The following is a 12,259-nucleotide window of genomic DNA, read 5'->3' as shown; positions in this document are numbered from 1 at the left end:
GGACACCGCAATCGGCTACCAGATCACCTTCGTCGAAATGGTTCGCCAAGGCACCGTCGTCGGCTCCTCCTACGGCAACTACATCCCCGCGCTCATCGTCATCGCCCTACTGATGATCAGCGTCAACTTCGCCCTGTCGGTGCTCGCGACTTGGCTGGAGAAACGGCTGCGCCGGTCCCGCCGTGCACCGACCCCCCTGGACCCCGAGGCGATCGAACAAGAAGGGGCGCCGGGCGCACACGTCCAGGTCGCCCCGCCATTGGACGACACCCGCACCTAGACCCGGCGTCTCTCCCGCTCGCCGGCCAGCGCCGCGGTCACCACGTCGATGGCCATGGACTGGCCGTACCCGCGGCGGGCTAGCATGCCGACGAGCCTGCGCATCACCTTGGTGTCGTCCCCATCGGCCAATCGCTCCCTGCGCAGCTTGTCGTGTACCAGTTGCTCTGCTCGGACGCGCTCGTCTCCCGCGTCGATGTCGTCCAGCACGGCGCTGATCACGTCGTCGTCCACGCCCTTGGTGCGCAGCTCGGTGGCCAGGGCGCGCTTACCCTTTCCCGCATGGGCGCGGCGGGACCGCACCCACTGCTCGGCGAAGTCGGCGTCGTCGACGAGTCCGACCTCACCGAGGCGGTCGAGCACCCGGACGCTCACCTCGCCGGGATAACCGCGCTTGGCGAGCTGTCCCTCCAGCTCGGCCCGAGTCCTAGCCCTGGCGGTGAGCAGGCGAAGGCACAGTGCCTTCGCCTGCTCCTCGCGTGCGGCCCCGGAAACCTCAGAAGTCGACGGGGGCCGGGAGCGCGTCATCGTCGGTCACCACGGCACCGATGCCGAGCTTCTCTTTGATCTTCTTCTCGATCTCGTTGGCCACGTCGATGTTGCCGAGCAGGAAGTTGCGAGCGTTCTCCTTGCCCTGGCCGAGCTGCTCACCGTCGTAGGTGAACCAGGAGCCGGACTTGCGGATGAACCCCTGGTCCACACCCATGTCGATGAGTGAGCCCTCGCGGCTGATGCCCCTGCCGTAGAGGATGTCGAACTCGGCTTGTTTGAAGGGGGGAGAGCAGTTGTGCACGACGACGCCCTCCGCGACCAGATTGTGCAGTTCCTCGACTTCGAGATCGAACGTCCGCGCCCGTCGCGCCGGCAGCACCTCTCGGATCACGGAGTACCGGAGTTCTTCGACCAGCACCTCGTGGAGGAACCTATCGTCCAACGCATCGGCCAGTGCCTGCACGCGATCCCGGCGGAGGCGGCTGGCGCCCAGGACCTGCCTCATCCCGCCACGGGGATCCCCGGCGCCTTCGCCGATCATGGCCGCCGCCTCCTGCGCGGTGACGCCACGTTCGCCGAGGTAGTTGAGCACGGCATCGGCCGTCTCAGCCGACAGATACATCGCCTGCGATCCGCGCCACCGCCCTTGCACGGCCTCCGGAATGGCCTGCGTCAGGGCAATACCTCGCGGTCCCCACATGGGAACCGCGTCGGCGAATGCCGCGACGTTCTCCATGCCCGAGATGCGGACCTCGAATACCTGACGCTTGCTCTGGACCCGCCGCCCGTTGACGATACTCGGGCGCTTCTGCGTCGGATCGTAATCCCGAACGGTGCTCACGATGCCGAATCGCATGAGCAGCCAATGGATCTGGTGTGCAAGCTGTTCGGAGGTCGTCGTGTAGCCGACTCGGAGCGCACCCGTCTGCTCCCGGCTCACCCAGCCATCGGTCTCGAACAGACCGAACAGCAGGTTACCGACCACATCAGCTGCGATGTCCGGTTGGAAGAACCAGCTCGGGATCGTCTTCTCCCATGCAAGCTTGCCGTGGATGCCTGCCCGCCGGCAAAGATCGAGGACACCATTGCGTTCACCGGGCCGGTGAGCGATCGCCAGGGATAGCGGCCCCTGCGGATGGGCCGCGCAGCCGAGCGTCGCGGCGATTCGCGACACGTCGTCGATAAGTGACTGCTCGACGTTGATGAAGTTGACGGGGGTCTTACCGCCGACATAACCGTCCCCGATCAGATAGCCCAGTAGCCGGGCGTGATCCGCAGGGATGGGCACGCCGCCGCCGAATCCCTCGAAGCGGCGCGGCTGAGCCACTCGGTCCCCCTTGCGGAGTTCCCCGGCCTGACGCCAGCCGTACTCGGTGAGGACCTTGTGATCGGGCGTGGCCCACACGGTGGTGCCGCCTGCGATCCGCAGTCCGACCACATCCTGCACCCCCTGGTCGAACCAGGACACCACCGGGCGCGCGTGCAGGGTTCCGTCCTTGGCCGTCGCGACGACGTGGATCTGCCTGCGCTCATCGACCACGTCTTCGATCCGATGCGTCGTACCGGTGGCCGGATCAAAGATACGGGTGCCTTCGGCGAGGCACTTGTTCTTGACCACCTTGACGCGGGTGCGGTTGCCGACCGCGTCGGTGCCGTCTTTGAGCGTCTCGATGCGCCGGACATCCAACCGGACCGAGGCGTAGAACTTCAAAGCCTTTCCGCCGGTGGTCGTTTCGGGCGAGTTGTGCACCATGACGCCGTCGGCGAAGTAGTTGTGCGAACCCTCGACCTCGATGTCAAAGCGGTTCATCGACCGGGTGGGCGGCTTGACCTGGACGTCGAGCACCCGCGCTGGGACCAACCGTTGAGTGGGGCCAACGAACTGCGGAACGACAGTCCCGAGCCCACGGAATCGCGGTAGCAGCTTGTACTCCATCGACGGAGCCATGTACGGCGCCACCAGCTCTTGGAACTTCGCGGTCGCAGCGGTCGAGAACACCAACACGGCCTTACCCGCTGCCCCGGATGAACGCAGCCGGACATCCAGCCCGTGTGTGTCGCGCAGGTAATCGCGGAGACGTGCCCTCGAACCCTCGCTCATAGCCTCGACGCAGATCTCGATACGCCCGCTGCCACCAGCCGTGCGCTGTTGCAGCCCTTTGGACCGCACGGTGAACGCGCCGTCATCCATGTACCAGATCGCCAACGCAAGCGGGGTCAACGCCTTCAAATAGGCTTCGGACAAGAACTTCTTGCCGTCACCGAGGTACACCGCGCGGCGCAGCTCACCGAGCTCGGGCAGCGGGGTGAAGTCCGCGAAGCGGCAACCCTTCTCGTTCTCCCGGAGCGAATGTTTGATGTTGTCCAGCAGATCGACCTTCCATTGCAGGTAGTCGACCTGCTTGGCGCCGTGGCCCATCCGGAAGCGGACTCCATTCCGATCCCGGCGATTTGGCGAAAGGTTGCCGTCGCCCATAAGCGAGCCCAGGATCACCTGAAACTGCTGATCGCTCAGCCGGTGCGGCTCGGTGGCCATCACGCGGTCGCCGGCGATGACGTCGCCGGCTTCGGTCCAGCCGCCCGGGGTGCGGATTAGGTGATTGGGTGTCGCGGCGAACTGAGATCGGCCGTTGCCACCGGACTTCTCGACCGTGAACTGCAGGAACCGCTCAGCGGGACCGTTGTTGAACCAGTTCACCACCTTGCGCGGCACGATCTGATCGGAGATCGGGTCGTAGGACATCACCTCGACGTCCATCTTCTGGTTGACGATCTTGCCGATCTTCTCGGTGCTGCCGTCGGCCAACTGGACCCGGGTGCCATAGGAAAGACACCCGAACATGACTCCGATCTTTTCCCGCAGCTGGTTGATGAAGATCGCGGTGGTGCCGGAGTTGTTCAGTGCGCCGGTCATCTTCCGCAGCGCCTGACTCATCAACCGGGCCTGCAGACCGACGTGGCTGTCCCCCATCTCGCCCTCGATCTCGGCGCGGGGCACCAGCGCGGCCACCGAGTCGATCACGATGATGTCCAGCGCACCGGAGCGCACGAGCATGTCGGCGATCTCCAGCGCCTGCTCACCGGTGTCGGGCTGGGACACCAGCAGCGCGTCGGTGTCGACGCCGAGCTTCTTGGCGTACTCCGGGTCCAGCGCGTGCTCGGCGTCGATGAACGCCGCGATGCCGCCCGCCGCCTGGGCGTTGGCCACCGCATGCAGCGCGACGGTGGTCTTACCCGAGGACTCCGGGCCGTAGATCTCGACGACCCGGCCGCGCGGCAGCCCGCCGATGCCGAGTGCGACGTCCAGCGCGATGGAGCCGGTCGGGATGACCGTGATGGGTTGGCGAACCTCTTCGCCGAGGCGCATCACCGAGCCCTTGCCGAAGCTCTTGTCGATCTGCGCCATCGCGAGTTCGAGCGCTTTCTCGCGATCAGGGGCCTGCTGGGCCATGGGATGGTCTCCGTCCTCGTGTGTTCGGGTGATCGGTATCGATCTGTTGGCCGTGACGCTAGAGGCCGCCACCGACAAGTCGGGCTCACGCCGTCCCGCCGCTGCACTCACCCAGGCCAGCATCTAGCCGTCGAACACTGACCACAGTAGACGAACACGTGTTCGATTCAAGCGGACACGCCGATGACTCCCAGACCCGCGCGGACACCGTGCGGTGCGATGGCCGCAGCAAAGCAGCGCGAGGATGTCCGCATCCCCTCCCACGGCGAGCAGCCGGAAGCCTACGGCACGCTGCATCACGGACCTCGGGCGAACGCGCGTGGTCCCGGTCTTTGGTGACCAGGGCCGCAACGCCGCGGAGCGGAGCGGAGCGGAGCGGATGAAACTACCGGCAAGGTGTTCGCGCGGCGAGCAGGTCCACAAGTGGCGCGATCATCTGCAGTAGGTATCCGGAACCGATACCGGACATCGATCGAGTGGCTGACTACTCTATGCCGCGGCTGTATCGGGTAGCACCATCGGTTTGTGTCCGTCGCCATTCTGAGTTACACCGGCCGTGACGCTGTCGGACTGCGGCGAGGGCTTGAGGTGCAACGTGTAGGCCGCGCGTCGTGGATCTCACGGGTTTGGATCCTGCCTGTGCTTATGCAGCGCTACCCTGACAACACAGGGGCTGCCTGCTGCGATTCGGGGTTCTAAGGGGCACCGCGTGGGCGCAAAAGACGATAATTTTTGGGATCTCATCCTCGGGTATATCGAGGATAAGAGGCTGTTGCCGGTTGTTGGGCCCGAATTGACGGTGGTCAGGAACGGAAATGTCAGACAGACGTTCACTTCTCTGATAGGCCAGCGCCTCGCAAGCAAATATGACCTGAGCACGTCGTCTGAGATGAGAACCATGCAGGAGGCGGTGGCGGCGATCCTGCAGAAGCACGGCCGGGATCAGGTTGGTCCCTTATATAACCAAATTAACCGCATCATCAAGGAAGTCGATCAGGAACCGTGCGATGCGCTCCTCGATCTCGCGGCCATCGATGACTTGCGCCTCTTCGTGAGTACGACGCCTGACCGCCTGCTTGCGAAGGCGCTCAACGAGGTCCGCTTCCGGGGTAGAGAACTGACGCGTGAACTTAGCTTTTCGCTGAGTTGGGCAACCAGCGGACAGGCACAACAATTCGAACTATCGACCGCGCCGGCCGATACCGTCGTTCTGAATCTGTTCGGTCGGGCCACCTCCACTCCCGAGTACGCAATCCACGAGGAGGACCGGTTGGAATGGTTGCACGCATTGCTTCCCGACGCAGCGCGCCTGCCGGAGTGGCTGGCTTATGAACTGCGGCATCGGCCGATGCTTTTCATCGGCTGTGAGATTCCTGACTGGATCGGGCGATTCCTGCTGCGTTTGTCAAGCACCGAGCGGCTATCGGACGAACACAAGCAGTTCTTTTTCGTCGGCTCGTCAAACACACAGGAACGGTCCCTGTCCGATTTCTTCGAGACTTATTGCCGTCGGCCAATGGTCCAGCATTTGGAGATGGAGCCGACCGCGTTTGTTTCGGCGTTGCGTGCACGCTGCGCGAAACACGATGTCGCGGCACCGCAAACAGCGCGGCCATGGATTCCGGATGGCTCCCGTAGTTCTCACGGCTCGGCTACACCGTCGATCTTCATCAGCTACATGCGCGAGGATCTCGAGGCTGCCCGGCGGCTGGAGAGTGCGATCACCCGACTCGGCGGGAACGCCTGGTTGGACACCCAACGCCTTGAGGTGGGCGATGACTGGGAGAAAGAGATTCTGACCGCGATCGGCGAAACTGTCCGGTTGTTCGTCCCGGTGATCTCGGCGAACACCGAACGAGAGCACCGAGGCTACGTCTTCCGGGAGTGGAGGGAAGCGCTTGAACAACAACTCAGAGTTTCGAGCGGACACTTCATCATGCCCGTGATCGTCGACGACTACGACGGTGATCTGAGCCGGTACCCGAAAGGTCGAGAGTTCTTCAAGCGCTTACACTTTGGCAGTGCGCCCGCCGGCGAGCCGGATGCCGCGCTAACCACGCTGCTGAGCAATGAAATCGATGCGATAAACCGACCCGGTGCGGCATGACGAGCACTATGGCCAGGCCGCAGCTCGACAGCGAGAACCCGTGGCCCGGACTGGAGTCGTTTCAGGAGAGCGAACGCGCGTTCTTCTTCGGACGAGATCGCGAAGCCAAAGCACTGCTGCAGCATGTGCTCGATGCCTACGTCACGGTCTTATACGGGCGGTCTGGCCTGGGTAAGACGTCGCTGCTGCGAGCGGGCCTGTTCCCCCGGTTGCGCGAACAGCGTCTGCTGCCCGAACGGCATTTTCTGCCTGTCTATGTGCGCTTCCAGGTCAAGCCGGGCGCGCCACCGCTGGCCCGCCAGCTACACCAAAAGGTACGCGACTGTATTAAGGCCGAACTGCCCGATGCCGTGCAGCCGGCAGATGACGAGTCTCTCTGGGAATACCTGCACCGCAGGGACATCGAGCTTCGGAGCGCTGCGAACGATCGCCTCACTCCGGTGATTGTCCTCGATCAGTTCGAAGAACTCTTCACCCTAGGTGAGCGGGCACCAGCACTGGTTGAGGCATTTCGAAACGACTTCGGTGACTTGGCCGAGAACCGCATTCCCGCGGATCTGTCGGCGCGGATCGAAGCCGACGAGGCTGTGGCTACGCGCTTCGATTTGCGCTCCCGCAACTACAAGCTGATGGTCAGCCTGCGCGAAGACTATCTTCCCGACCTCGAAGAATGGTGCCGGCTGATTCCCGTACTGGGGCGCTCGCGGATGCGACTGCTTCGGTTGAACAGGGATGACGCATTTGATGCGGTGCATGAGCCGGCCAAGGACCTGATGACGGCCGCACTGGCGAAGCGCGTAGTGGACATCGTCGCGGGAGAAAACCTGCACCGCGACGACGAAACCGCGGTCACGGATCTTGAGGGTTATGGCAATGGCCACAAATCTTTATATTTGGAACCCGCCTTGCTCAGCCTGTTCTGCCATGAACTCAACGAGCGGCGGAAGGACCTTGGCCAAGAGCGCTTCGAGGAGCAGTTGGTCGAGAGCGCCAAGAGCGGCATCCTGTCGAATTTCTATGCGTCGTGCGTAGGCGACCTGCCGCAGGTTGCGATGTTTATCGAAGATCAGCTGATCAGCGAAAAGGGGTTCCGTAACAATTACCCGCGCGAGGATGCGGTGCCGTCGGTTCTCAGTAACGACGAACTCGACCGGCTCGTCGGCGCGCGGCTATTGCGAATAGTGGATTACTACGGCGCCCAACGGATCGAACTCACCCACGACGTGCTCACAACGGTCGTGCGCGAGCACCGTGACCAGCGGCGTGCAGAAGAACTGCAGGCCCGCGCAAAGCAGGCCGAGGCCGAACAGCGACGCCAGCGAGCCGAACTGCAAGCCAGCATGCGCAGCGCGGCCAAGCTGCGGAGACTCTCATGGATTCTTGGAGCGCTCCTTGTGGTCGTCGTGGTCTTGGCCGGCATCGCCTTATCTGCCTCCAGAACCGCCGAGAAGGCGCAACACCAGGCGCAGATCAAAGAGCAGGAGGCGACCGCGCAGAAGATGAACGCCGAGGCGTTGCACATGCTGGTCGGCACCGCACCCGGCGGGGACGCACTCGCCCTGCAGCAGATCCTGGCCGCCCGCACCCTCACCGCCCCGGACGATGGTGTGCTTTACACCGCCGTCGTCCAACGGGCCAGCACCGTCAAGATCATCACCGGCCACACCGACCGGGTGTCCGATGTGGCGTTCAGCCCCGACGGGCAGCGGCTGGCCAGCGCCAGCGACGACGGCACGGTGCGGCTGTGGGACCCGGCCACCGGCCAACCCCTCCGCGAACCCCTCCGAGGCCACAACGGCCCGGTGTACGACGTGGCGTTCAGCCCCGACGGGCAGCGGCTCGCCTCGGCCGGCGACGACGGCACGCTGCGGCTGTGGAACCCAGACACCGGCCAACCCCTCCCCGAGCCCCTGATGGGCCACAGCGGCCCGGTGAACGACGTCGAGTTGAGCCCCGACGGGCAGCAGCTGGCCTCGGCCGGCGACGACGACACAGTGCGGCTGTTCAACCCCGACACCGGCCAACAGCTCCGCGAACTCAAAGGCCACACCGACGCGGTGAACGAAGTGGCGTTCAGCCCCGACGCGCATCTGCTGGCCAGCGCCGGCGACGACGACACAGTGCGGCTGTGGAACCCCGACACCGGCCAACAGCTCGGCGAACTCAAAGGCCACACCGACGATGTGGGCGGGGTGGCGTTTAGTCCCGACGGGCAGCGGCTGGCCTCGGCCAGCGACGACGGCACGGTGCGGCTGTGGAATCCGGCCACCGGCCAATCTCTCGACGAGACCATGTTTGGCGACATCGGCGGGGTGTCCGATGTGGTGTTTAGCCCCGACGGTCAGTGGCTGGCCAGCGCCGGCAGAAGCGGCTGGGTGCTGCTGTGGAACCCCGACACCGGCCAACAGCTCGGCGACCCTCTGAGAGGCCACACCGGCGCGGTGTCCGAAATGGCGTTCAGCCCCGACGGGCAGCGGCTCGCCTCGGCCGGCAATGACGGCACGGTGCGGCTGTGGGACCCCGACACCCGCCAGCCCCTCGGCGGCGCCCTCACCGGCAATATCGGCGGGGTATACGGTGTGGCGTTCAGCCGCGACGGGCAGCGGCTGGCGTCGGCCGGCAATGACGGCACGGTGCGGCTGTGGAACCCCGACACCGATCAACAGCTCCGCGAACTCAAAGGCCACACCGGCGCGGTGCACGACGTGGCGTTCAGCCCCGACGGGCAGCAGCTGGCCTCGGCCGGCAATGACGGCACGGTGCGGCTGTTCAACCCCGACACCGGCCAACAGCTCCGCGAACTCAAAGACCACTCCGGCGCGGTGTACGACGTGGCGTTCAGCCCCGACGCGCATCTGCTGGCCAGCGCCGGCAGAAGCGGCTGGGTGCTGCTGTGGAACCCCGACACCGGCCAACAGCTCCGCGAACTCAAAGACCACTCCGGTGCGGTGTGGCAAGTGGCGTTCAGCCCCAACGGGCAGCAGCTGGCCTCGGCTGGCGACGACGGCACCGTGCGGCTGTGGAACCCCGACACCGGCCAACAGCTCCGCGAACTCAAAGGCCACACCGGTGCGGTGTGGCAAGTGGCGTTCAGCCCCAATGGGCACCTGCTGGCCAGCGCCGGCGCCGACGGCACGGTGCGGCTGTGGGACCCGGCCACCGGCCAACAGCTCGGCGACGCCCTCAAAGGCCACACCGATACGGTGACCGGGGTGGCGTTCAGCCCCGACGGGCAGCGGCTCGCCACCACCAGCCTCGACCTGACTGCGCGGCAGTGGGATATCAATACCCGCCAGCCCTTCGGGGACCCGCTCATCGGTTACACGGGTCCGATGGTCGCTGTGGCGTTTAGCCCCGACGGGCACCGGCTCGCCACCGGCAGCCTCGACGGGGTGCGGCTGTGGCCGACCGACGCGTCACCGGAACTGGTGTGCGACAAACTCACAACCAACATGAGCCGTGATGACTGGCGCGACTCGATGCCCCGCGACCGCGGGTACATCACGCTCTGTCCTGGATTGCCAATCCCGGACAGAGCAGGCAACTGAACGATCGGGCGCCGTGACTCATCGCCACGGCCTGCTCCCGCGCCTATCGTAGAGACAGACATGCACGAGATGGCGATCACGCAAAGTGTTGTCGATGCGGTGTGCGAGCACGCCGCAGGTCGCCGTGTGCACAGCGTCAAGCTCGAGGTCGGGGCACTGTGCGCCGTCGTGCCCGACTCGATGCAGTTCTGTTTCGACCTGGCGACCGAAGGCACCGTCGCCGACGGCGCCAGGCTCGAACTGGACGTGCTGCCCGGCCAAGCGCACTGCCGAACCTGCGGCCGGGATTTCGAGCTTCCTGACCTGATCCTGTTGTGCCCCTGCGGAAGCGCCGATGTCGAAGTCCTTGCCGGCAAAGACCTTCGGATCCTGTCGATGGAAGTGAGTTGACGATGTGCGCAACCTGCGGCTGCAGCGGAGACGCCGGGGACAATGCCGTCATCACGATCGCGGGCGAGGACCACGACCACGTTGACGACCACCACCACGATCACGACCACCCGCACACCCACACCGTCACGCTCGAGACCGTCTCGCTCGAGACCGTCTCGCTCGAGCAAAGGGTCCTCGCGAAAAACGAAGCCCTCGCAGAACGAAATCGGCAGTGGCTCGCCGACCGCGCCATTCTCGCGCTCAACCTGACCAGCTCCCCCGGGGCGGGCAAGACCACCCTGCTCGAGCGCAGCATTCGCGAACTCGGCCGGACCCACACGGTGTCCGTCATCGAGGGCGATCAGGAGACGTTGCTTGACGCGAACCGGATTCGCGCGGCCGGCGCCCGCGCGGTCCAGGTCAACACGGGCGCGGGCTGCCACCTCGATGCCGCCATGGTGCATCGCGCGCTCGACGCACTTGACCCCCCACCCGCGTCGCTGCTGTTCATCGAAAACGTAGGCAATCTGGTGTGCCCGGCCCTCTTCGATCTCGGAGAGCACAGCAAAGTAGTTGTCGTCTCGGTGACGGAGGGTGCCGACAAACCGCTCAAGTACCCCCACATGTTTGCTGTAGCGGATCTGGTGGTCGTCAACAAGGTCGACCTCCTCCCGTATGTCGACTTTGATGTTGACGTGTTGATGCGACACGCCCGGTCGGTCAACCCGGGTGTCGAGATTTTGCCAGTGTCGGCGACACGCGGCGATGGCATTGACGCATGGCACCAATGGATCGACGATCGCGCAAATGCGGCGATGTCCCAACAATCGTTGACAAGCCAATCCCACCGGAGTAAACCGAAAAGTTAACGGCACGCAAGTGGGCCGAAGGTCGACTCCTGTGCCGCAGGGGTTCCCAGCCCGGACCCCGGGAAGCTGTGACACATGCCGAGTGAGGCAGCAGTCAAAGCAGAAGACGCGTTGATCCATGTGCTGTGGATCAACGCCGGACTGAGTTGCGATGGCGATTCCGTGGCGCTGACTGCCGCCACACAGCCCAGCATCGAGGAGATCGCGCTAGGCGCGCTTCCCGGTCTGCCCAAGATCGCCGTCCATTGGCCCCTGATCGACTTCGAATGCGGACCGACCGGGGGCGCCGACGATTTCCTCGAATGGTTCTTCAAGGCCGACCGCGGCGAACTCGAGCCGTTCGTTCTCGTCGTCGAGGGGTCCATCCCCAACGAACAGATCAAGAACGAAGGGTACTGGTGCGGGTTCGGCAACAACCCGGCCACCGGCCAGCCGATGACCACAAGCGAATGGCTGGATCGCCTGACGCCCAAGGCAACTGCTGTCGTGGCCGTGGGCACCTGCGCTACCTACGGCGGTATTCACGCGATGGCGGGCAACCCTACCGGCGCGATGGGCGTACCAGACTACCTCGGCTGGGAATGGAAGAGCAAGGCCGGCATTCCGATCGTCTGTGTGCCGGGCTGCCCGATCCAGCCGGACAATCTCGCCGAAACGCTCACCTATCTGCTCTACATGGCCACCGATCAGGCCCCGATGATCCCGCTCGATGAAGCGCTGCGTCCGAAGTGGTTGTTCGGCAACACGGTGCACGAAGGTTGTGATCGCGCCGGCTACTACGAGCAGGGCGACTTCGCAACCGAGTACGGGTCACCGAAATGCATTGTCAAGCTTGGCTGCTGGGGCCCAGTGGTCAAGTGCAACGTGCCAAAGCGGGGCTGGATCAACGGAATCGGCGGTTGCCCGAACGTCGGCGGGATCTGCATCGGGTGCACGATGCCCGGCTTCCCCGACAAGTTCATGCCGTTCATGGACGAACCGCCGGGCGGCAAGGTCTCCACGGCGGCATCGGGTCTCTACGGCTCGGTGATCCGCAGCCTGCGCCACGTCACCGGTCGCACGGTCGACAAAGAGCCTAAGTGGCGCCATCGCGGCCCGACACTCGAAACCGGAGCGACGCGCACCTGGTAGGTGCGCATCG

The 12,259-nt window shown here is 64.7% G+C and carries 7 protein-coding genes and 1 pseudogene; 6 read left to right on the top strand and 2 right to left on the bottom strand.

All coding sequences use genetic code 11. The annotated features are described in order from the left end of the window. Window positions 1–280: pseudogene (locus ADBZ6K_RS13915) on the top strand (amino acid ABC transporter permease); the annotation flags it as partial. On the opposite strand, the gene recX reads toward ADBZ6K_RS13915, so the two are convergent. After that, the gene (gene recX, locus ADBZ6K_RS13910) at window positions 277–807 is read right to left on the bottom strand and encodes a recombination regulator RecX (RefSeq protein ID WP_526347552.1); all 531 of its coding nucleotides are present in this window, start codon (window positions 805–807) and stop codon (window positions 277–279) included. The pseudogene ADBZ6K_RS13915 and the gene recX overlap by 4 nt on opposite strands. After that, entirely contained in the window at window positions 776–4,222 is a 3,447-nt protein-coding gene (recA, locus tag ADBZ6K_RS13905; protein WP_526347550.1) for an intein-containing recombinase RecA, read from the bottom strand. Before recA ends, recX begins: the two co-directional genes overlap by 32 nt. Window positions 4,223–4,931: 709 nt before the next feature. Here recA and ADBZ6K_RS13900 point away from each other — a divergent pair. From ADBZ6K_RS13900 to ADBZ6K_RS13880, 5 genes are all read left to right on the top strand, one after another. Continuing rightward, window positions 4,932–6,329 carry a TIR domain-containing protein gene (locus tag ADBZ6K_RS13900; protein WP_526347548.1) on the top strand — a complete coding sequence of 466 codons (1,398 nt, stop codon included), beginning with the start codon at window positions 4,932–4,934 and terminating at the stop codon, window positions 6,327–6,329. Beyond that, window positions 6,326–9,877, top strand: coding sequence for an nSTAND1 domain-containing NTPase (locus ADBZ6K_RS13895; protein ID WP_526347546.1), 3,552 nt, complete (start codon window positions 6,326–6,328; stop codon window positions 9,875–9,877). Before ADBZ6K_RS13900 ends, ADBZ6K_RS13895 begins: the two co-directional genes overlap by 4 nt. Window positions 9,878–9,937: 60 nt before the next feature. Then, window positions 9,938–10,267, top strand: coding sequence for a hydrogenase maturation nickel metallochaperone HypA/HybF (locus tag ADBZ6K_RS13890; RefSeq protein ID WP_526347544.1), 330 nt, complete (start codon window positions 9,938–9,940; stop codon window positions 10,265–10,267). Between the two features lie 2 nt (window positions 10,268–10,269). Next, window positions 10,270–11,118: a hydrogenase nickel incorporation protein HypB gene (hypB, locus tag ADBZ6K_RS13885; RefSeq protein WP_526347542.1), complete on the top strand. Its 849-nt coding sequence runs from the start codon at window positions 10,270–10,272 to the stop codon at window positions 11,116–11,118. A gap of 75 nt (window positions 11,119–11,193) precedes the next feature. Then, window positions 11,194–12,249, top strand: a complete 1,056-nt coding sequence (locus ADBZ6K_RS13880; RefSeq protein ID WP_526347540.1) for an NADH-quinone oxidoreductase subunit B family protein — start codon at window positions 11,194–11,196, stop codon at window positions 12,247–12,249. The last annotated feature ends 10 nt before the right edge of the window (window positions 12,250–12,259 follow it).

The sequence above is a fragment of the Mycobacterium sp. genome (assembly GCF_044223235.1).
Classification (GTDB): domain Bacteria; phylum Actinomycetota; class Actinomycetes; order Mycobacteriales; family Mycobacteriaceae; genus Mycobacterium.
The sequence above is the reverse complement of the archived record's forward strand: the minus strand, read 5'-3'. Positions and strand labels throughout refer to the sequence as shown.

Coding starts and splice junctions, on each gene's coding strand:
- hypB (WP_526347542.1), top strand. CDS start 10,270: ATGTGCGCAACCTGCGGCTGCAGCGGAGACGCCGGGGACAATGCCGTC.
- recX (WP_526347552.1), bottom strand. CDS start 807: ATGACGCGCTCCCGGCCCCCGTCGACTTCTGAGGTTTCCGGGGCCGCA.
- recA (WP_526347550.1), bottom strand. CDS start 4,222: ATGGCCCAGCAGGCCCCTGATCGCGAGAAAGCGCTCGAACTCGCGATG.
- ADBZ6K_RS13880 (WP_526347540.1), top strand. CDS start 11,194: ATGCCGAGTGAGGCAGCAGTCAAAGCAGAAGACGCGTTGATCCATGTG.
- ADBZ6K_RS13890 (WP_526347544.1), top strand. CDS start 9,938: ATGCACGAGATGGCGATCACGCAAAGTGTTGTCGATGCGGTGTGCGAG.
- ADBZ6K_RS13895 (WP_526347546.1), top strand. CDS start 6,326: ATGACGAGCACTATGGCCAGGCCGCAGCTCGACAGCGAGAACCCGTGG.